The sequence below is a fragment of the Nocardioides jensenii JCM 1364 = NBRC 14755 genome (assembly GCF_001552535.1).
GTDB lineage: Bacteria > Actinomycetota > Actinomycetes > Propionibacteriales > Nocardioidaceae > Nocardioides > Nocardioides jensenii.
This window is the reverse complement of the sequence record NZ_BCRJ01000046.1, coordinates 20,692-39,628: the sequence shown is the minus strand read 5'-3', so window position 1 is coordinate 39,628 and position 18,937 is coordinate 20,692. Positions and strand designations below refer to the sequence as shown.

Below are 18,937 nucleotides of genomic sequence, written 5' to 3'. Positions count from 1 at the left end.
AAGCGTTCACTGCCACCGGACTGTGCATCAGGCTCGGGGCCCTCCCGGCTTGGAGCGAATGCCGGGAGGGCTGCGAAGTCTGGACTGTGCCCAGCGTGCAGGCGGTCAGGCTGAGGGCTTCTTGAGCGAACCACCGAGCTGCTCGGAGATGCCGACGGCATCCCAGTAGGCGAGCTCGCGGATGATGTTGCCGTCTTCGTCAAAGATGTCGACCGAGACGCCCTTGGTGGTGATGCGCTTGCCGTTGGTGGGCAGGCCCAAGAACTCGGCGCAGTCCTCGGCGACCCAGGTCCAGTGCGTGGTGCCGCAGCGCTCGCCGGGGAAGTACTCGTCAGCGGTGAAGGTGTGTACTCCGTAGCCGTTCGAGCGGTCTTGGTTGGCGTAGATGTCGAACGTGGCCGCGACGTTGGCGCGGGTGTCGCTGCGCTGGCCGAGCACCGGGTCTTCGTGGACGATGTCGTCACGGTCGGCCCAGTGTGCGAGCACGGCGTCGGAGCCCTTGGCGAATGTCGCGATGTAGGCCTTGGCCCACTCGAGGTCCTTCATCTGTCTCTCCTTCACGTTGAGGTCAGTTGCGGGGGTCGGCGTCGGGGAGTTGGCCGGCGGTGATGCCACCGTCCACGACGAGGTTGGTGCCGGTCACCCAGCCGGCGGCGTCGGAGGCGAGGTAGAGGTAGCCCTCGGCGACGTCACCCGGAGAGCCGAACCGGCCGAGGGTCGACTGGAGCGCCATCGAGTCGTGGAAGGCCTGCGGGTCGTCCTGGATGTCGATGTACTCCTGGAAGCCTGGGGTGAGGATGTAGCCGGGGGAGATGGCGTTGACGCGGATGCCGTCCTTGCCGCCCTCGATCGCCATGACGCGGGTGGCGGTGGCGATGCCTGCCTTGGAGGCGCCGTACGCCGCGAGGCCGAACATCGCCATCGAGCCGGTGATCGAGGAGGCGTTGACGATCGCGCCCTTCTTCTTCTCCGCGAAGATCGGCCACACCGCCTTGGAGACCACGAAGATCGAGCCCAGGTTGAGGGTGAGCAGGTGGTTCCACTCGGCGACCTTCATGTCGCTCACGTAGATGGGGTCGCCGTGACCGGCGTTGTTGACGAGTACGTCGACGGTGCCCCAGGTGTCCACGACAGTCGCCACCGCCGCAGCCACCGACTCCTCGTCGGTCACGTCCACCGTGAGTGCGATGGCCTCGCCACCGTCAGAGATGATCGTCTCGGCGATCGACGTGCCGGCCGCCTCGTCGAGCTCGAAGACCGCGACCTTGCCGCCCTCGGCGGCGAACCGCCTGGCGGTCTCCCAGCCGATCCCGGCTCCGGCCCCGGTCACGATCACGACCTTGTCGGTGAAGCGTGACGCTGTCGGCGTGTAGGCGTCTGTCATGAGGGTTCTCCTTCGGTGGTCAGTTGGCGTCAGGGATCTGAGCGTCCGAGAGGGGACGCAGGAGGTCGTTGCAGACCTGGTCGAGATCGGCCTGCGTGAACTCCTCGTCGGGGGTCACCTCCCGGTGCTCCGGGTCGGCCAACATGAAAACGTCCTCGCCCAGAAGCTTGGCGTCCACGTCGTAAGGCCAGAACATGGCCATCGGCCACAGCTGGGCATATCCGGTGTCGTCGGGCTTGTCCACCGTCATGCCCTCGCTCGCGAGCACTGCACCCGTGGTGAAGCGGACGAACGTGGAGTAGGAAGCGATGCCCCAGTCGTTGACCCAGCAGGTGTGGTCCTGGAAGGTGGAGAGCACGTTCATCGCGGCGTCGTAGTAGCCCCGGACGTCGACCCTGCCCTCGTAGGTGCTCAGCGACGGACCCCACTTCACGTGGTACGTCGGGTCGTCCACCGTCATGGTGGGGTTGAGGACCAGGTCGGTCTGTCCGGAGAACTCCAGGCACGCGTGTCGCATGAAGTTGTTGGCGATCGCCTTGCGGCGCGGGTCCTGCTCGGCGTCTGCCATCTCGCCGATGACCTGCAGGCACTCACGGAACTTGTCCACGTAGGGGCTTGTCATGTTGTCCTCGTCTCTCGATCTCTCGGTGGGTCGTGCGCATTGGCCCGAGAAGTCACTCTGTGACCGTGAGCACACGTTGGCATTTAGCGATCGGTAAAGTCAACCCCCAATCTTGATTCGCGCCTGGAATGCCGTAGGCAGTTGCTTGTGCGCTGGTTATGCGCCTATCGTGTTGAAGAACTTTAGCGATCAGTCAACTACGAAGGTGAGGTGATGTCGATGGGGCACGACGCCTTGGTCTCACGCATTCAGCGCCTGGTCGAGGAGCGGGTTCCGGGCAGTACACCGGTGGTGCGGGAGCTGCGAGCGCTGTCGGGGGGCCTGTCCCGGCGCACGTGGCGGTTGGAGCTGCAGACGCACGGGGAGCCAAATCCGCTCGACCTCATCCTCCAAGTGGTTCCGGAGGCGGGACTCCTCGAGAGCGACCTGGCCGCGGAGCACGCCCTGCTCACCGCACTCGTCGACACACCGGTCCCGGCGGCGCGTCCGTTCTGGTTGGACCAGAACGGATCGGTCCTCGGTGCGCCGGGCCTGATCACAGAGTTCATCGCGGGCACCTGCGACCCCTTCATCCTCTCGAGCACCGACTCCCTCGACGCGAGGGTGGCCCTTGCCGAGCGGCTGATGTCGCTGCTCGCCTCGCTCGTCAAGGTCGATGCCACCGCCCTCGCCGCCGCCGGAGCACTGGACGATCCGGGAGTCGAGGCGGCCAGGCTCGCGGTCGACGACTGGACCCAGCGGCACGAGGCGATGCGCCTCGAGGCCAGCCCGGAGCTCGCGCTCGTCCGGAGCTGGTTGTTGAACAACGCGCCGGAGACACCTCGGCGGGTGCTGGTCCACGGTGACTTCAAGCCCGGCAACGTCCTGGTGCGCGACCACGAGGTCGCCGCGCTGCTGGACTGGGAAACGGCCCACCTGGGGTCACCGCTGGAGGACCTGGGCTGGGTGACCAACCCGGTGCGGCGTCGCGAGCACCAGATCGACGGGCAGTGGGAAGTACCGCAGATGGTCAAGGCCTTCGAGCGCGCAACCGGGATCGTGGTCGACCCCGACGAGCTGCGCTGGTGGAATGTCTTCTCCTGCTTCAAGCTGGCCGTGATCGTGCACGCCGGCATCCACGGATACCTGACCGGGGGCCTGCCCCACCTGCACCACGCCCCCACCTGGCTCTATCGCACGATGTTCACGATGATCAGGGAGTCCTCATGAAGCCCACCATCACCGACCAGCTCACCCGCACGGTCGAGACACTGCGCGAGGTGACCCTCCCGCACCTCACCGACCACGCGTCACGGCGTACGACGGAGTCCGTGATCGCCGGCCTGGTCCTGGTCGCCGAAGCGTGGCCCCGGATCCTGCCGTTCCTGGCCTGGGACAACGCCGAGATGCTCCGGTTGCTCGGCGACCGTGACGTGGCCACCCCGGACGCGGAGGTCGACCCCCTCGACGTCGAGGCCAATGATCGGCTCAACGAGGAGCTGCGTCGACGGCTCGAAGCACTCGTCGCGGCGGAGCCCGGCCAGCCGGACCCGGACGTCCTGCAGCATCTCGACGCACGTGCGCGTCGTTATCCCTTGCGCTATGTGCCGACCCTCAACACCGGCACCGACCCAGAGGAGCAATGAGTCATGAGTGTGCTCACCCGCATGGACGACACCCTGTGGCACCAGACGTCTGAGCCGTTCGCCCACGTGAACACCTCCGACCCACGGTTCTTCGATCGCTACTGGTTCAACGCTGTGGCCCCCGACGGCCGGACCAGCATCCAGGTCACGATGGGCGCCTATCGCAACATGAACGTCCTCGACGCCGGGGTGGTCATCGTCCGTGACGGCAGGCAATACAACCTGCGCGCCTCGACCTCACTGGGCACGGAGTTCGAGAGCACCTGCGGACCGATCTCGGTGGAGATCATCGAGCCGCTCCAGCAGTTGCGACTGCGGTTCGACGACCCGGAGGGCAGGCTGTCCGCCGACCTGACCTGGACCGGCATCGCCCCACCGACCCTGGAGAAGCCCCACTTCGAGCGCGACGGCAGTCGTGTCAAGGAAGACTACCAGCGCTTCGACCAGATCGGGCGCGTCCAGGGCCGCCTGCATGTGGGCGGCGAGGACGTCGCCGTCGAGGACTGGTGGACCTGCCGCGACCACTCGTGGGGAGTGCGAGCGCGCATCGGCATCAAGGAACCGGTGACCGGGCCGCGCCGGACGCTCGATGAGGACGGATTCGCGATGGCGTTCCTGTTCTATTCCACCGACACTCACGCTGGGCACCTGCTGTTCAGCGGCCGGGCGAGCGACGAGGGCTACCTCTCCGGCGACCTGCGAGCGCTGCCGAACGGCCCCACCGCCGAGATCGAGGGCGCCGGCATGGAGGTGGAGCTCCACCCCGGAACTCGCCGCTTCGCGAAGGCCACCTTCCGTGCGGCCACTGCCACGGGCGAGGAGCTGACCTGGGTGTGCACCCCGCTGGGATCGGCCGTCGCGATGCAGGGTTTGGGCTACTACGGCGGCTATGACGACCGCCGCGGCCTCGGCGCTTGGCGCGGGGACGACCTCGTGGAACATGACGAGTGGGACGTCAGTGACCCCGCCACGATCGTCTATCCCGACGGCTCCAGCGACCAGCACTGGCACCGAATCCAGCCCGTCTCCCTGAACCTCACCACAGCTCAGGGCCAGACCACCGGCACGGGCAGCATGACCCTGATCCTGAGCGGGAACCTGCCGAGGTATGGCCTGTGACGACACCACCGTTGGAGGGGATCAAGGTCCTCGAACTCGCCCAGATGGTCGCCGGCCCCGGCGCGGGCCTGCTCCTGGCCGACTACGGCGCCAGCGTGATCAAGGTGGAGCCGCCTGCAGGGGACGGTGCCCGACAATTGCGGTCGTCCACCGTGCTGGACGTCGACCCGTCGCCCGTGTTCGCGGCCTACAACCGCAACAAGACCTTGGTCATCGCGGACCTGCGCGACGCCGACGACAAGGCCGCCGTGCTGCGCCTGTGCCGCGAGGCGGACGTTGTCCTCACCTCGTCCCGCCCCGGGGTCATGGAGCGTCTCGGCCTCGGCCATGACGACATCCACGCCATCAATCCGGCGGTGGTCTATGCCGCTGTGACGGGCTTCGGCCGTGGACCGCTGGGTGAGAAGCGAGGTGGCGTGGACATCCTGGTCCAGGCCGAGAGCGGCCTCATGTCGACCACCGGCGAGGTGGGTGGCCACCCGCTGAAGGTCGGGTTCACCGTCGTCGACGCCGCGGCCGCGCACGCGCTCACCCACGGCATCCTCGCCGCGCTGCTGCGACGGGCGCGGACCAACGTGGGTGAACACGTCGAGATCAGCCTCTATGACGCGGCAGTGCACCTCCAGACCGGTCCGCTCGCCGAGTTCCTGCACAGCGGGGTCCAGGGTGAGCGCATGGGCAACACCGCCCCCCTGTCCGCTCCGGCGGACCTGTTCACGTGCGCCGACGCCGACATCGTCATTTCCGCCTATCTGCCCCACCACTGGCGCGAGCTGCTGTCATGCCTCGGACTCACTGAGCTCGCGGAGGACGAGCGGTTCGCCACCGGGGCAGCGCGTGCACGCAACCGCGCCGAGCTGTACGACGTACTCGCCGCTGTCTTCTCCACCCGGTCAGCAGCCGCGTGGCTGGCCGAGCTCACGGCGCGGGGCATCCTGGCCGCGCCGGTCCAGGACCACGCCGGAGTCGTGGCCAGTCCGCTGACCGCGGAGACCGGCATCCTGGTGGACTCCTCGGGGGTCAAGGGTGCGGCGACCCCGGTCAAGATGGTCGACCTGCCCGCGCCGCGGGCCGCCGTCTCCGCTGGCTCGATCCACGACGCGCGATGGGAGGTCAGCCCGGATGAGTGACTTCACGCAGGCGGTCGCGGTGGCGACAGCGGCAGAGCCCTCGGTCCGTACGGCGGAGTTCCCGGTTTCCGCGCATGCCATCACCACCTGGTGCGCAGCGATCGGCGAGGAGAGTCCGCTCCATCTGCCCGATCGGGGCGCCGACCAAGTCGCCCCGATGTCGATGCTGCAGACGTGGGCAGCTCCGCGAACGACTGAGGGCAGACGACGCCACCCCACGGTGCATGCGCGCGTCCGGGCCCTGGCGCGTGAGCACGGCTATGACAGCGTGGTGGCCACCAACTATGAGTTGAACAGGTATGCCGACCTGCGGGTGGGGGACCTGGTCAGTGAGCGCTGCTGGGTCGATGAGGTCAGCGAGCCGAAGTCGACCCGCCTGGGGGACGGGCAGTTCGTGACCATCGCCTTCAGCATGGTCAAGCAGGATGAGCAGGAGGTGGGGTCGGTCCGGGCGCGGACGTTCTACTACCGCCCCCGGGCTGCTGCTCCGGGCACTCCGGAGCCTGGTGCCGCTGTCGACGTACTGGACAGGGCCGAGTCGGTGGCGGCCACACGGAGCCTGGTGATCGCCGGAGCGCTGGCGTCGAACGACCATGAGTCGGTCCACCACGACCACGCCGTCGCCGCGGCCCAGGGGCTTCGCGACATCATCGTGAGCATCGTGACCACAGCCGGGATGGTCTGTGCCTATGGGCACCGCCAGTGGGGCATTGAGGACCCGGGGCACCTCCACCTCCGTCTCGCCGCCCCGACGTTCCCCGGCGACGTGCTGGAGTTCTCCGGTGAACCAGTTGCAGGCGCTATCGTTCCCGAGACCGTCCGCGTGCAGGCAGCACATGCACGCGGAGTGCACTGCACAGCAGTAGTGGCACCACAACCGGCGGTCCCGGGGAATCGATCGGAGACATGAGCAGGGAAGCGACGACGCCGTCGACGGAACCGACCGAGGTCGACGCAGCCGAGTGGCAGCACTACGCGAATCCGCCGCTCCAGCTGCACCCGCTGCTCAGCGCTGCACTGGACCTCTTCGTCCGGCTCGGCTATCACGGGACCAGCGTCCGGGCCATCGCGGCGGAGGCAGGCATGACGGTGCCGGGTCTCTACTACAACTTCTCCTCAAAGCAGGACATCCTGACCGAGTTGCTCACGCTCTCGAACCAGGAGCTCACCCGCCGTTCCGAGGCGGCACTCGCGGCGGCTGGACGGGACCCTCGCACACGATTCGCGGCACTGATCCGGTGCGTGGTCCTGCATCTGACCCACATGCAGAAGTTCGCGCACCTGGTGCGCGAGATCGACGCGCTGGACGAGAAGCACCGACCCAAGCACGTGGAGCTGCGGGACCGCTTCCAGCGACTCGTGCTCACCGAGGTGATCGCGGGACAGACCCTCGGTGACTTCGGCCCCGGTGACCCGCACGAGACCACCAGGGCGGTGCTCTCGTTGTGCAACGGGGTGGCCGACTGGTTCCGCATCGAGGGCGTCGCGACCCCGGAGAAGATCGCCGACCGCTATGTGGAGTTCGCGCTGCGGTTGGTGCTCGACCGCAAGACCGTGGGCGACCAACCCTGAGCAGCACCGTCAGCCATCATGCGAGTCTAGGGATGTGCCCCTGAGTCCATGCGTGCACTCACACCTGCATGCCCTGCTCTCGACCTGTGCCGGAGCTGTCCCGACCGACGTGTGGCGTAGTTGCATCTAGAGATGCCCGTCGTGATGGTCGAAATCGGTCCCTGGAGAAGACAGATTTCCCAGCACGTAAGGGCATTCTCACTTCACGACGCGCTCACGCCACCCAGATCGTCGGTCGATCGAGGCCAAGGCATCCGGGTCGGCCAGGCGATCAATCGGCGCGAACTCTGGCGGCCGTTTTCTGATCAGACGGGTCGATCAGGCTCCGGTTGTGTGGCCATCGAAGGCGCCCTCCGGTGAGAGCTCGACCTTCCAGCCGTGCTGGGCTACTGCACGCGGCGATGCCCCGAGGGCCCATCCTGCATCGGCTGGACCCGCGAACTTCAGATCGGCATGAAGTGCGCCGCGCGGGTCACCTCGAGCAGCTCGGGGCGCTCAGGTCCCGCAGAAGGTCTGGTAGGTGCCGAAGTCCTCCGGTGCCGGCTCGGCGTATCGCTCCAGGCCGGGCCGCTCGACGTACGGCGAGGACACCGCCTCCAGCAGCCGCAGGACCGGATCGAGGTCACCGTCGGTGGCCGCGGTCAGCGCCCCCTCGACCAGGTGGTTGCGCGGGATGTAGACGGGGTTGACCCGGTCCATTGAGTCGGCGTCGGGGCCGACTGCGCGCCACTGTTCGGCCCAGGTGTCGAAGGCCGCGAGGTCGTGGAACAGGCTGCGCGCCAACTGGGTGTCACCCCGGGCAGCGGCACCCATCGCTCGGAAGAAGCCGGTCCAGTCGACACGTCCGTGGCGCAGGAGCCGGAGCAGGTCCTCGACCAGGGCGTCACCGATAGCAGTGTCCAGGCCGTCGGGCAGCCCGAGCTTGGCTCGCATGCCGGCCGACCAGGCGTCGCTGTACTGGTGTCCATAACGCTCCAGCGACTCGACCGCGAGCTCGACCGCCCGCTCCCGGTCCTCGTCGAGCAGTGGGAGGAGGGTCTCGGCGAAGCGGGCGAGGTTCCACTCGGCCACGAGCGGCTGGTTGCCGTAGGCGTAGCGGCCACCGTGGTCAATGGAGCTGAACACCGTGTCCGGGTCGAAGGAGTCGATGAACGCACAGGGGCCGTAGTCGATGCTCTCCCCGGAGATCGTCATGTTGTCGGTATTCATGACTCCATGCACGAAGCCGAGCAGCATCCACCGGGCGACCAGTGACGCCTGGGCGGCGACGACCGCCTCGAACAGCGCCCGGTAGGGCCGCTCAGACCCGGCTGCGGCCGGGTAATGGCGCTCGATGGCGCAGTCGGCCAGCCGGCGCAGCAGATCGACGTCGCCAGTGTCGCGCGCGTATTGGAAGGTGCCCACCCGCAGGTGGCTGCTGGCCACACGGCTGAGCACTGCGCCGGGCAGGGCGGTCTCCCGCAAGACCCGTTGGCCGGTCGCCACGACGGCCAGCGACCGGGTGGTGGGGACGCCGAGGGCGTGCATCGCCTCACTCACGACGTACTCGCGCAGCATCGGGCCCACCGCGGCCAGTCCGTCCCCGCCCCGGGCAAACGGAGTTCGGCCTGAGCCCTTCAGGTGCAGGTCCCGCTGCCGGCCTTCGGCGTCGGTGACCTCGCCGAGGAGAAGAGCGCGGCCGTCACCGAGACGCGGGACGTAGCCGCCGAACTGGTGGCCGGCATAGGCCTGCGCCACCGGAGTGGCCCCATCGGGCACTGCGCTGCCCACCAGGAGCCGGACGCCCTGCGGCGTCCGCAGCCACGCCGGGTCGAACCCGAGGTCGACGGCCAGCAGCTCGTTGAGCACCAGCAGGCGCGGGTCGGGAAACTTCTCGGCCTGCCAGTCGACGGCCAGCTCCGGCAGCTCGCGTGCGAAGCGGTTGCCGAGTGTGATGCTCGATGTCAGCGTGACGCTCATCCCTCCACGCTACGGCCCTTCACCACGCCAGGCACTGCTCACCCAGAGCCTCTCCGTGCGCTCGAGCTAGTGCCTCGAACCGAGCTGAGAGTCGCTCGTCCTCGAATGCCTCGCTTCGGAGGAAGAGCTCGGGCGTCAAACACAACGCAGCGAAGGAGCTTCCGAGCGGCGCGTTCAAGCGCTCAGTAGCCAAAAGATGCTCAGGCGCTGCAGCCGTCATCACGATTGCCACCGGCTTGCCCGCCAACGGACCCGGTGCTCGCTGAACGGCTTCAAGGAAGCTGGCCGTCAGCGAGGAGTAGGTCGAGCGGTGTACCGGGTTGCCGAGGACGAACCCGTGTGATCCGCTGAGCGCTGCGGCGGCCTCCGCCGGCTGACCGCCGCCAGCCGAAGCAACTGGGTATGGTTCGCAGGCTGGGACGACGAGGCGCCGCGAGAGCGCGGCATCGCACCGAGGCCGGCGAGCGGCTATCTCCGTGAGGAAGCCGAGTCCACCGCGAGCGGGATGAGTCAGTGCGAGATCGCGGCCGGACTGGCGCAGGATCCGGCAGGGCTCCGAGATCGATCCACTTGTCGCTCGCCCGCGGGGACGTCGTCATTGGGGTCAATCAAGCACCTGTGGAGAACCGCCGGGAAATGTCGGTGGAACTGCGGATCGTGATCGGTCACGAACCGATCCCAGGAGGCACCGTGCCGAAGACATCCGTCCGCCCAGATCTCACCTCGCGACTCGTCGTCGCCCGAGACGCGAATGCACCGCGCTGCGACTGTCGGCACTCGGACGACGTCCCTCCGCGGCGCTGTGCCGAGCCTGCCGAGGTCAGGGTCACCGTGGTGTGCCGTGCGGAGGGGTGCGACTGTGCGGTCAGCGTCCACCTGCTCTGCCGCCCCCGTCTGCGCAGCTGGCGGGGCTCGGCGAGGGCACGGGGCGTGAGGCTGCGCGTGCTCAGCCTCTGAGTCTCGATCTGCCGATGAGCCCGGCCTGAGTCGCGGTCGCGGTGAAGGATGTCTGGGTCAGTCCGTGGAGGCCCGGCGGAGTGGGCGGCCCTCGAGCAGCTCATCGGCCGGCAGTTGACCGACCATCACGGCCAGGGCGCGCTTCCACCGCCGGAGCACGGCCTCGCGTTGGCCGAGAGAGCCGGTGAGCATCGCGGTCACCGACAGGCCACTCAGCAGGGCGATGGTGAACTCGACCAGGGTCTCGGTGCGGGCGTCTGAGGTGTAGGGCTCGCAGAGCACCTGGGCATAGAGCTTGCGCATCTCAGCGAAGACTCGCGTCTCCTCGCTGAGCAGTCGCTCGCGCAGGTCGGCGTCGGTGCGCGCCGCGACCCAGAGCTCGAGGGCAGTGAAGAACGCCGGACTGTTCAGGTCGCGCCAAGCCAGATCGACCACGGCCTGCATGCGGTCCTGATCGGGCGGCAGGAGCTCGGCCTCGCGACGGAACTTCTCCAGTCGCGCGTCGACCACGTGGGTGATGGCGGCGATCAGCAACTCGGCTCGCGTGGGGAAGTGGTGCTGCACCGTGCCGCGGGCCATGCCGGCCCGTTCCTGGATCTCGCTGATCGTGGTCGCGGCATAGCCCCGCTCGAGCAGGGAATCGGCCGTGCAGGTGAGGATCCGGGCGCGGGTCGACGCCCGGCGCTCGGCCTGGGTGCGTCGGGGCGGAGTCACTGTCACGCAACAAACAATACGATGTGACGGTTACATGGGTCAATCGTCGGCAACGGGATGTCCCGCTTTTGCCCATTCGCGGCTGCCACCTCTTGACAGTGTGCCGACGTGCTGGTGAAACTAGAAACCGTATGCATCAACTGTTTTGTTGGATTCGAGAGGAATCGATGAGCCCCTCCATTGCCGTCATCGGCACCGGCTTCGGTGGCCTGGCCGCCGTCATCGAGCTGAAGAAGCAGGGCTTCGACGACATCGTTGTCTTCGAGAAGGCTGCTGACGTCGGCGGTGTCTGGCGCGAGAACACCTACCCCGGTGCTGCCTGTGACGTGCCCTCGCCGTTCTACTCGTTCTCGTTCGCGCCCAACCCTCGTTGGCCACGCCGGTTCTCCCGCCAGCCCGCGATCCTCGACTACATGCGCGAGGTCGCCGACACCTTCGACGTACGCCGGCACGTGCGTTTCGACACCGAAGTGCTCGGGGCCGACTACGACGATGCCGCCGGCACATGGTCCGTCGAGCTCAGCACCGGCGAGACCGTCGTGGTCGACGTGCTGGTGTCGGCGGTCGGGCAGCTCTCGCGACCGTCGTACCCCGACATCCCGGGCCGCGACTCGTTCTCGGGCCCGGCCTTCCACTCCGCGCTGTGGGACCACGACGTCGATCTGGCCGGCAAGCGGGTCGCGGTGATCGGCACCGGGGCCAGTGCGGTGCAGTTCGTTCCCGAGATCCAGCCCGAGGTCGCCGAACTGACGCTCTTCCAGCGCTCGGCGCCCTACATCATCCCGCGCCCCGACCGGAAGTTCTCGGACCGACACCACAAGGTCTTCGAACGGGTGCCCGCCACCCAGCTCGCCGAGCGCGCCACGTGGTACGGCGTCGTCGAGAGCCTGAGCGTCGCCTGGGTGCACGCGAAGCCGTTGGCCGCAGCGATCAAGGCGGCCTCCAAGGCGCACATGAAGCGGCAGACCAAGGCGAAGCCGGGCCTGTTCGAGAAGATCTGGCCCGACTACCCGGTCGGCTGCAAGCGCATCCTCTTCTCCAACAACTACCTTCCTGCACTGGCCAGACCCAACGTCGAGGTGACCACCGATGCGATCTCCGAGATCACGCCCCAGGGGGTGCGAACTGCCGACGGCGTCGAGCACGAGGTCGACGTGATCATCTGGGGCACTGGTTTCAAGGCGACCGAGTTCTTGGCGCCGATGTCGATCAAGGGCCCGGGTGGCCGCGAGCTGCACGACGAATGGGCCAGTGGAGCGCACGCCTTCTTCGGCATGACCGTGCCCGGGTTCCCCAACCTGCTGATCATGTACGGCCCCAACACCAACACCGGTGGCGGCTCGATCATCTACTTCCTCGAAGCCCAGGCCAGACACCTCGGTGACTACGTCCGACACATCGCCTCCTCGGGGGCGCCCGTCGCCGTACGCCGCGACGTGGAGCAGGCCCACGACAAGCGCATTCAGGCGAAGCTCGGCGGCAGTGTCTGGAGCCAGTGCACGTCCTGGTATCGCCAGGAGGACGGGCGAATCACGACCAACTGGCCCCTGCTCGGGCTCGACTACAAGAATCAGGCGAAGTTCGACCCGGCCGACTACGAGGTGGTTTCCCGATGAAGACCCATGACTACGACGTGATCGTCGTCGGCTCCGGATTCGGCGGCAGTGTCAGCGCACTGCGTCTGACCGAGAAGGGCTATCGGGTCGGTGTGCTCGAGTCCGGACGACGGTGGAACGCCGACGACATCCCGACGAGCAACTGGAACCTGCGCAAGTCGATCTGGGCGCCGAGACTCGGGCTGACGGGTCCTCAGCGGATCAGCATGCTGGGCAAGTGCATGGTCTTCAGTGGTGCCGGCGTCGGCGGCGGATCGTTGATCTACGGCAACACCCTCTATGAGCCGCTGCCGGAGTTCTACCGAGACCGTGCCTGGGCCGACATCACCGACTGGCAGTCTGAGCTCGCGCCCTTCTATGACCAGGCAAAGCGGATGCTCGGCGTCGCCGAGAATCCCCGGGTCGGGCCGAGGGACGAGGTGCTGCTGCAGATCGCTCGCCGCCGGGGCGTGGAGGACACCTTCCACAAGACCGACGTCGGCGTCTTCTTCAACGAAGGCAACGAAGGTGTCGAGGTCGACGACCCCTATTTCGGTGGCGCCGGCCCGCGTCGCGCCGGGTGCATCCACTGCTCCGAGTGCATGACGGGGTGCACGCACAACGCGAAGAACACGACCACCACCAACTACCTCTACCTCGCCGAGCAGAAGGGTGCGCAGGTGCACCCGCTGACGACGGTCACCTCGGTGGCTCCCGACGGCCAGGGAGGGTATGTCGTCGAGACGGTGCGCTCGAACGGCAAGCTGCGCAAGGGGCGTCGCACGTTCACGGCACAGCACGTCGTCTTCGCAGCCGCTGCCCTGGGCACCCAGAAACTGCTGCACAAGCTGCGTGGCGACGAGACCCTGCCCAACCTGTCGACCCGGTTGGGTGAGCTCACCCGAAGCAATTCCGAGGCGATCATCGCGGTGACGAGCAACACCCGTGACGACCTGGCCCAGGGGGTGGCCATCACGTCGTCGATCCACCCTGACCCCCAGACCCACATCGAGGCCGTCGGCTATGGCAAGGGTCAGAACTCTCTCTTCGTGCAGACCGTCCCGATGGTCGACGGTGGCGCGTTCCGGGCGCTGCGACTGCTGGTGACGATCCTGCTGCACCCGCTCACCTTCCTTCGTTCGCAGAACCCGCGGGCCGCCTCCGAGCGCTCGGTGATCCTGCTGGTGATGCAGTCGTTCGACAACAGCCTCACCTCCTACCTCAAGGGCGGGTGGCTCCGGACCAGGCAGGGCGTGGGTGAGCCCAACCCGGACTGGATCCCGCTGGCGCACGAGATTGCGCGCGACTACGCCAACGACCTCGACGGGTTCTCGATGAACATCGCCACGGACATCCTCAACATTCCGGCCACGGCCCACTACATCGGCGGCTGCACCATCGGTGAGTCTGCCGAGAAGGGCGTGATCGACCCCTATCAGCGGGTCTTCGGACATCCCGGACTGCACATCGCCGACGGCAGCGCGATCACCGCCAACCTCGGCGTGAACCCGTCACTCACCATCACGGCGCAGGCCGAGCGGGCCATGTCGTTCTGGCCCAACAAGGGGGAGCCGGACCCGCGACCCGAGCTGGGCGATCCCTATGAACGGATCTCCCCGGTCCATCCCCACCACCCCGCCGTGCCGGCCTCGGCGCCGGGCGCACTGCGAGTCGGGAACATGACCGGCAGTTCGACGGGCGACACCGCATGAGCGCCAGCACCCGGTTGGCGTCCCTTGAACCCGTCTGTCCAGTCGCCGCAGCGTTGGCCCTGTACGACGACCTGCCGCCGGTCCGTGCCGCGGAGATCTCGGGACGGTGGCACGGTCGTGAGCTGGGCACCGGTCACCCGATGGACGGCCTGCTCGCGGCCTCTGGCTGGTACGGCAAGCAGTTCGACGGTCCTGACGCCGTCCACCCGCTGCTCTTCCGGGCACCGGACGGCGACGTGTTCGCCGTGGATCCGCGACGTATCCCGCTCGGACTGGCACCTCGCCTTCCGGCGCCAGTCGTGGCTCGGGGCCGACGTGTCATGAGCCTGCTCAAACCTGCCCTGACCACCACGAAGCACCGGGCCCGTCTGCGCGAGCTTGACCATCGCGGCGTGGTCAGCGCGGCGATGGTCTATGACCACCTGCCGATCATCGATGTCTTTCGACGAGTCGACGACGACACCTTGTTGGGGTTGATGGACTTCAGGGACATCCCGCAGCCGTACTTCTTCGTCCTCGTCCGCGACCAGGCTGCTGATTGAGGCAGGTGCTGGCGCGACCTCCTCAACCGGCGTGGGCGACGCGCAGCATCTCCTCGCGGTCGCCGACCTTCACGCGTGCTCTGCCAGCGACCTCACCGAGAGTGATCTCGTGCTGGTCGAGGCGCTCCCAGTTCGCGAACTCCACCACGTCGACGCCACGCTCGGCGAAGTAGGCGTTGACCGCCCCCGGGTCGCGCTCGGTCGCCGTGGCGGTGGTCTCGGCGACGAGGTGCGCGACCGTCTCGGCCGCGTCGCTCTTGGTGTGCCCGATCAGGCCGACCGGTCCGCGCTTGATCCAGCCGGTCACATACGTGCCGGGGATGGACTCGCCGTCCAGGTCCAGCACCCGGCCTCCGTCGTTCGGGATGACTGCAACCCGGTCGTCGAACGGCAGGCCCGGCAGCGACGTGCTGCGGTAGCCGACCGCACGGTAGACCGCCTGGACGTCCCAGTCGGTGATCTCGCCGGTGCCCGCCACGGAGCCGTCGCCGACCAGGCTGGTGCGCTCGGTGCGCAGACCGGTGACGCCGTCATCGCCGAGGATCTCGACGGGCTGCTCGAGGAAGTGCAGGTGGATGCGGTGCGCCTTGCCCGTGGGCTCGCGACCCACCCAGTTGGAGAGTGTGTTCAGCACCATCTTGGCCTGCTTGTTCGCGGCCACGTGCGCCATGCTCGCCTCATCCACCTCGAAGCCCTCGGGGTGCACGATGACGTCGACGTTGGGGGAGTGGGCCAGCTCGCGAAGCTCGAGCGGCGAGAACTTCGCGTACGCCGGTCCGCGGCGAGCGAACACGTGAACGTCGGTGGCCCGCTTGGTCAGAAGTCCTTCATGGACGTTCGCCGGGATGTCGGTGGCCAGCATCTCCTCGGCCTTCTTGGCCAGGACACGTGCCACGTCGAGTGCCACGTTGCCGACGCCGAGGACGGCCACGTGCTCCGCCTCCAGTGGCCAGGTGCGCGGCACGTCCGGGTGTGCGTCGTACCACGAGACGAAGTCCGCGGCACCGAATGAGCCGGGCAGGTCCTCGCCCGGGATCCCGAGAGCTCGATCAGACATGGCGCCGGTGGCGACCACGACCGCGTCGTAGAACTCGCGCAGGTCCTCGAGCTTCACGTCGACGCCGTACTCCACGTTGCCCAGGAAGCGGACCTCGGGCTTGGCCAGCACGCGCTGCAGGGCCTTGACGATCTCCTTGATCCGCGGGTGGTCCGGAGCCACGCCGTAGCGCACCAGCCCGAAGGGCACGGGCAGGCGCTCGATGATGTCGACGGAGACATCCGTCTCGGACTTGGTCAGCAGGTCAGCGGCATAGATGCCGGCGGGACCGCCACCCACGATGGCAACGCGAAGAGTCATGGTTCCCAGTCTGTGGATCCGCGGCCAGCCATGGAACGAGAACGAGGTTGTCTGGTCACAAGGTAGCCTTGTGACCATGTTGGGTCCACACGTGCCGGAGCTGCGCGCACTCGAGTTGCTCGTGGTCGTCGCCCGAACCGGGAGCCTCAGCTCCGCGGCCGCCGAGGTCGGCATCAGCCAGCAGGCGGCATCCTCACGCATGCGGACCATGGACAGCCTCGTCGGGGCGCCGTTGCTCGACCGGACCCGCCGGGGCTCGGCCCTCACCCCCACGGGGGAGCTGGTGGTGCAGTGGGCCAGCCGCGTGCTGGACGCCGCCGACCAGCTCGACGCCGGCATCACCGCACTGCGCCAGGACCGCCGCGGACACCTGGACATCGCGGCCAGCCTGACGATTGCCGAATACCTGCTGCCGAGCTGGCTGGTCGCCGTCCGGACGCAACAGCAACGGCTCGGGGTGCCGGCCACCGAGTTCATGCTCACCGCGACCAACAGTGAACAGGTCGCAGCCATGGTCGCCTCAGGGGAGGCCCAGGTCGGATTCGTGGAGGGCCCGGAACCGCCGCGTGATCTGCGCAATCGGCTCGTCGGAGTCGACGAGCTCGTGGTCGTGGTCGCGCCGAGCCATCCCTGGGCCTCGCGCCCGAGCCGTCGGGTCAGCGTGCACACGCTCGCCGCCACCCCCCTGGTGGTGCGTGAGGCCGGCTCCGGGACGCGGACGGTTCTGGAGAGGGCGCTCGCCGACCGACCGACCACCGAGCCCGCGTTGGAGCTGTCCAGCACCGCGGCGGTGCGTTCGGCCGTCGCGGCCGGAGCCGGCCCCGCGGCCCTCAGCGCCCACGCGGTGTACGACGACCTGGCCGCCGGGCGACTCGTCCGCATCGCGATCACCGGGCTCGAACTGCCCCGACTGCTCCACGCGGTCTGGAAGGGCGGCGCGCATCCTCCTGCCGGACCGGCCCGTGACCTGGTGGACTGGGCGGCGACGTCGCAGGCCTGACCCTGCCCAACCGCGACCGGTCAGGCCTCGGGATGACGCGGTGGGTGCCGCCCCCCGGCGAGAAGTGGAATGCCGACCAGTGCCACCAGCACCAGTGCCGACATCGCACAACCCACGATCAGGGCGGCCTGCCGATCGAGCACGACGTCGAAGACGAAGACGGCGATCCCCGTGACCAGCAGTCCGACCAGCACCATCACGACCTGGGCCAGCCGATGCCCTGCTGCCACGAGGCGCTGCTTGCGTCGCCAACGGAACACCCGGCGGTGCAGCGCGATCGGAGCCAACATCGCGCACGTGCTGACCGTGGCGAGGAGCACCAGCACCAGGTAGAGGGTCCGCTGAAAGTCGTCCAGATCTGCGAAGCGTGACTGGAAGGGCAGCGTCAACAGGAAGCCGCCGAGGATCTGTACGCCGGTCTGCAGCACCCGGAACTCCTGGAGCAGCTCGTTCCAGTTGCGGTCTGCCCGTTCTTCCACGGTCTCGTCCCGGCCGGTTCTCTCAGACGCTGGCGTCACGCGCGGAGCCCGTCTCGTCGTCGATCGTGCGTACCTCGGCACCCATGAGGTGACAGTACCGGGGCACGGACGGCGGGTCAGTAGCATCGCGACAGTGAAGACAACCCAGATCCGCCTGGCCTCCCGACCCGTCGGCGAGCCCCAGGACAGCGACTTCTCCTTCGTCGACGAGGAACTCCCGGCACTCGAGGAAGGACAGGTCCTGCTGCGCACCATCTATCTCTCCCTCGACCCCTACATGCGCGGCCGGATGAGCGCCGCCAAGTCGTACGCCGAGCCCGTCGAGGTCGGCGCAGTGATGATCGGCGGCACCGTGTGCGAGGTGGTCGAGTCGCGCTCGCCGAACCGTCAGCCCGGTGACCTGGTGCTGGCGTTCGCCGGCTGGCAGACCCACGCCGTCGTCGACGCCGGGCAGACCCGCCGCCTCGACCCGGAGGCCGCACCGGTCTCGACCGCGTTGGGCGTGCTGGGCATGCCCGGCTTCACCGCGTACGCGGGACTGCTCGAGATCGGCAAGCCGAAGCCGGGGGAGACGGTCGTCGTCGCGGCAGCCACCGGCCCGGTCGGCTCTGCGGTCGGCCAGATCGCCAAGATCAAGGGTGCCCGCGCGGTCGGTGTCGCCGGCGGACCCGAGAAGTGCCGTGCGCTCCTGGAGGAGTTCGGGTTCGACGCGGCCGTCGACCACCGCTCACCGACGTTCGTCGATGACCTGGCCGCGGCCACGCCCGATGGCATCGACGTCTACTTCGAGAACGTCGGCGGCCCGGTGACCGCGGCCGTCGTACGCCGACTCAACACGTTCGCCCGCATTCCGGTGTGCGGCCTGGTGGCCAACTACAACGCCACGTCCGCGCCCCAGGGCCCGGACCAGCTGCCGGCGTTCATGGGCAAGGTGCTGTCGCTGAGCCTGACCATCCGCGGGTTCATCCAGCAGGAGTTCGTGCCGACGCATCACGAAGACTTCCTGCGGGACATGGCTGCGTGGGTCGCCGACAGATCGGTGCGCTACCGCGAAGACATCGTCGAGGGGCTCGAGCAGACGCCGGAGGCGTTCCGTGGACTGCTGACGGGCCGCAACTTCGGCAAGCTCCTGGTGAAGGTGGGCGAGTAGTCGCACCACCCGGCCGGCCA

At 68.0% G+C, this 18,937-nt stretch carries 19 protein-coding genes; 11 read left to right on the top strand and 8 right to left on the bottom strand.

The annotated features are described in order from the left end of the window. Nucleotides 1-105: 105 nt before the first annotated feature. From NJ4_RS11275 to NJ4_RS11265, 3 genes are read right to left on the bottom strand one after another with little or no spacing between them, the layout of a single operon-like run. Entirely contained in the window at nucleotides 106-546 is a 441-nt protein-coding gene (locus NJ4_RS11275; RefSeq protein ID WP_067434573.1) for a nuclear transport factor 2 family protein, read from the bottom strand. A gap of 22 nt (nucleotides 547-568) precedes the next feature. Then, complete coding sequence (locus NJ4_RS11270) at nucleotides 569-1,384, bottom strand: SDR family NAD(P)-dependent oxidoreductase (RefSeq protein ID WP_067434570.1); 816 nt, start codon at nucleotides 1,382-1,384, stop codon at nucleotides 569-571. A gap of 19 nt (nucleotides 1,385-1,403) precedes the next feature. Next, nucleotides 1,404-2,006: a hypothetical protein gene (locus tag NJ4_RS11265; protein ID WP_157551071.1), complete on the bottom strand. Its 603-nt coding sequence runs from the start codon at nucleotides 2,004-2,006 to the stop codon at nucleotides 1,404-1,406. A gap of 219 nt (nucleotides 2,007-2,225) precedes the next feature. Here NJ4_RS11265 and NJ4_RS11260 point away from each other — a divergent pair, with 219 nt between their 5' ends. Genes NJ4_RS11260 through NJ4_RS11235 form a run of 6 tightly spaced genes read left to right on the top strand, consistent with a single transcriptional unit; the run spans nucleotide 2,226 to nucleotide 7,452 of the window. Next, the gene (locus NJ4_RS11260; protein WP_169799245.1) at nucleotides 2,226-3,215 is read left to right on the top strand and encodes a phosphotransferase family protein; all 990 of its coding nucleotides are present in this window, start codon (nucleotides 2,226-2,228) and stop codon (nucleotides 3,213-3,215) included. Continuing rightward, nucleotides 3,212-3,631, top strand: coding sequence for a hypothetical protein (locus NJ4_RS11255; RefSeq protein ID WP_067434561.1), 420 nt, complete (start codon nucleotides 3,212-3,214; stop codon nucleotides 3,629-3,631). The genes NJ4_RS11260 and NJ4_RS11255 overlap by 4 nt, the downstream gene beginning before the upstream one ends. A 3-nt stretch (nucleotides 3,632-3,634) precedes the next feature. Continuing rightward, nucleotides 3,635-4,750, top strand: coding sequence for a hypothetical protein (locus NJ4_RS11250; protein ID WP_067434558.1), 1,116 nt, complete (start codon nucleotides 3,635-3,637; stop codon nucleotides 4,748-4,750). Beyond that, on the top strand, nucleotides 4,747-5,880 hold the full coding sequence (locus NJ4_RS11245; protein WP_067434555.1) for a CaiB/BaiF CoA transferase family protein: 1,134 nt from the start codon (nucleotides 4,747-4,749) through the stop codon (nucleotides 5,878-5,880). The genes NJ4_RS11250 and NJ4_RS11245 overlap by 4 nt, the downstream gene beginning before the upstream one ends. Continuing rightward, nucleotides 5,873-6,790, top strand: a complete 918-nt coding sequence (locus NJ4_RS11240; RefSeq protein ID WP_067434552.1) for an FAS1-like dehydratase domain-containing protein — start codon at nucleotides 5,873-5,875, stop codon at nucleotides 6,788-6,790. The genes NJ4_RS11245 and NJ4_RS11240 overlap by 8 nt, the downstream gene beginning before the upstream one ends. Further along, entirely contained in the window at nucleotides 6,787-7,452 is a 666-nt protein-coding gene (locus NJ4_RS11235) for a TetR/AcrR family transcriptional regulator (RefSeq protein ID WP_067434549.1), read from the top strand. Before NJ4_RS11240 ends, NJ4_RS11235 begins: the two co-directional genes overlap by 4 nt. Before the next feature lie 495 nt (nucleotides 7,453-7,947). Here NJ4_RS11235 and NJ4_RS11230 read toward each other — a convergent pair whose 3' ends face one another. The 3 genes from NJ4_RS11230 to NJ4_RS11220 all read right to left on the bottom strand — a co-directional run bounded on the left by NJ4_RS11230 (nucleotide 7,948) and on the right by NJ4_RS11220 (nucleotide 11,088). Further along, on the bottom strand, nucleotides 7,948-9,411 hold the full coding sequence (locus NJ4_RS11230) for a protein adenylyltransferase SelO (RefSeq protein WP_067434546.1): 1,464 nt from the start codon (nucleotides 9,409-9,411) through the stop codon (nucleotides 7,948-7,950). A gap of 19 nt (nucleotides 9,412-9,430) precedes the next feature. Continuing rightward, on the bottom strand, nucleotides 9,431-9,883 hold the full coding sequence (locus tag NJ4_RS27160; protein ID WP_407668056.1) for an NAD(P)H-dependent oxidoreductase: 453 nt from the start codon (nucleotides 9,881-9,883) through the stop codon (nucleotides 9,431-9,433). Between the two features lie 542 nt (nucleotides 9,884-10,425). Continuing rightward, entirely contained in the window at nucleotides 10,426-11,088 is a 663-nt protein-coding gene (locus NJ4_RS11220) for a TetR/AcrR family transcriptional regulator (RefSeq protein ID WP_067434540.1), read from the bottom strand. A 161-nt stretch (nucleotides 11,089-11,249) separates the two neighbouring features. Here NJ4_RS11220 and NJ4_RS11215 point away from each other — a divergent pair, with 161 nt between their 5' ends. Genes NJ4_RS11215 through NJ4_RS11205 form a run of 3 tightly spaced genes read left to right on the top strand, consistent with a single transcriptional unit; the run spans nucleotide 11,250 to nucleotide 14,931 of the window. Continuing rightward, nucleotides 11,250-12,698, top strand: coding sequence for a flavin-containing monooxygenase (locus tag NJ4_RS11215; protein WP_067434537.1), 1,449 nt, complete (start codon nucleotides 11,250-11,252; stop codon nucleotides 12,696-12,698). Then, nucleotides 12,695-14,389 (top strand): GMC oxidoreductase, encoded by a 1,695-nt coding sequence (locus tag NJ4_RS11210; RefSeq protein WP_067434534.1) that lies wholly within the window; start codon nucleotides 12,695-12,697, stop codon nucleotides 14,387-14,389. The genes NJ4_RS11215 and NJ4_RS11210 overlap by 4 nt, the downstream gene beginning before the upstream one ends. Next, nucleotides 14,386-14,931 carry a DUF4334 domain-containing protein gene (locus NJ4_RS11205; RefSeq protein WP_067434531.1) on the top strand — a complete coding sequence of 182 codons (546 nt, stop codon included), beginning with the start codon at nucleotides 14,386-14,388 and terminating at the stop codon, nucleotides 14,929-14,931. The genes NJ4_RS11210 and NJ4_RS11205 overlap by 4 nt, the downstream gene beginning before the upstream one ends. 22 nt (nucleotides 14,932-14,953) lie before the next feature. Here NJ4_RS11205 and NJ4_RS11200 read toward each other — a convergent pair whose 3' ends face one another. Beyond that, on the bottom strand, nucleotides 14,954-16,288 hold the full coding sequence (locus tag NJ4_RS11200; RefSeq protein WP_157551069.1) for an FAD-dependent oxidoreductase: 1,335 nt from the start codon (nucleotides 16,286-16,288) through the stop codon (nucleotides 14,954-14,956). Between the two features lie 76 nt (nucleotides 16,289-16,364). Here NJ4_RS11200 and NJ4_RS11195 point away from each other — a divergent pair, with 76 nt between their 5' ends. Continuing rightward, nucleotides 16,365-17,288: a LysR family transcriptional regulator gene (locus tag NJ4_RS11195; RefSeq protein ID WP_067434525.1), complete on the top strand. Its 924-nt coding sequence runs from the start codon at nucleotides 16,365-16,367 to the stop codon at nucleotides 17,286-17,288. A 20-nt stretch (nucleotides 17,289-17,308) separates the two neighbouring features. On the opposite strand, the gene NJ4_RS11190 is transcribed toward NJ4_RS11195, so the two are convergent. After that, a complete protein-coding gene (locus tag NJ4_RS11190; protein WP_245644538.1) occupies nucleotides 17,309-17,767 on the bottom strand; it encodes a DUF6328 family protein in 459 nt (152 codons plus the stop codon). A gap of 133 nt (nucleotides 17,768-17,900) precedes the next feature. Here NJ4_RS11190 and NJ4_RS11185 point away from each other — a divergent pair, with 133 nt between their 5' ends. Beyond that, nucleotides 17,901-18,917: an NADP-dependent oxidoreductase gene (locus tag NJ4_RS11185; protein ID WP_245644537.1), complete on the top strand. Its 1,017-nt coding sequence runs from the start codon at nucleotides 17,901-17,903 to the stop codon at nucleotides 18,915-18,917. Nucleotides 18,918-18,937: the final 20 nt, after the last annotated feature.

What these genes read in the sequence shown, in the direction of transcription:
- NJ4_RS11235 (WP_067434549.1), top strand. Translation starts at nt 6,787, where the DNA reads ATGAGCAGGGAAGCGACGACGCCGTCGACGGAACCGACCGAGGTCGAC.
- NJ4_RS11195 (WP_067434525.1), top strand. Translation starts at nt 16,365, where the DNA reads ATGTTGGGTCCACACGTGCCGGAGCTGCGCGCACTCGAGTTGCTCGTG.
- NJ4_RS11205 (WP_067434531.1), top strand. Translation starts at nt 14,386, where the DNA reads ATGAGCGCCAGCACCCGGTTGGCGTCCCTTGAACCCGTCTGTCCAGTC.
- NJ4_RS11270 (WP_067434570.1), bottom strand. Translation starts at nt 1,384, where the DNA reads ATGACAGACGCCTACACGCCGACAGCGTCACGCTTCACCGACAAGGTC.
- NJ4_RS11200 (WP_157551069.1), bottom strand. Translation starts at nt 16,288, where the DNA reads ATGACTCTTCGCGTTGCCATCGTGGGTGGCGGTCCCGCCGGCATCTAT.
- NJ4_RS11240 (WP_067434552.1), top strand. Translation starts at nt 5,873, where the DNA reads ATGAGTGACTTCACGCAGGCGGTCGCGGTGGCGACAGCGGCAGAGCCC.
- NJ4_RS11275 (WP_067434573.1), bottom strand. Translation starts at nt 546, where the DNA reads ATGAAGGACCTCGAGTGGGCCAAGGCCTACATCGCGACATTCGCCAAG.
- NJ4_RS11255 (WP_067434561.1), top strand. Translation starts at nt 3,212, where the DNA reads ATGAAGCCCACCATCACCGACCAGCTCACCCGCACGGTCGAGACACTG.
- NJ4_RS11265 (WP_157551071.1), bottom strand. Translation starts at nt 2,006, where the DNA reads ATGACAAGCCCCTACGTGGACAAGTTCCGTGAGTGCCTGCAGGTCATC.
- NJ4_RS11230 (WP_067434546.1), bottom strand. Translation starts at nt 9,411, where the DNA reads ATGAGCGTCACGCTGACATCGAGCATCACACTCGGCAACCGCTTCGCA.
- NJ4_RS11260 (WP_169799245.1), top strand. Translation starts at nt 2,226, where the DNA reads ATGGGGCACGACGCCTTGGTCTCACGCATTCAGCGCCTGGTCGAGGAG.
- NJ4_RS11215 (WP_067434537.1), top strand. Translation starts at nt 11,250, where the DNA reads ATGAGCCCCTCCATTGCCGTCATCGGCACCGGCTTCGGTGGCCTGGCC.
- NJ4_RS11250 (WP_067434558.1), top strand. Translation starts at nt 3,635, where the DNA reads ATGAGTGTGCTCACCCGCATGGACGACACCCTGTGGCACCAGACGTCT.
- NJ4_RS11210 (WP_067434534.1), top strand. Translation starts at nt 12,695, where the DNA reads ATGAAGACCCATGACTACGACGTGATCGTCGTCGGCTCCGGATTCGGC.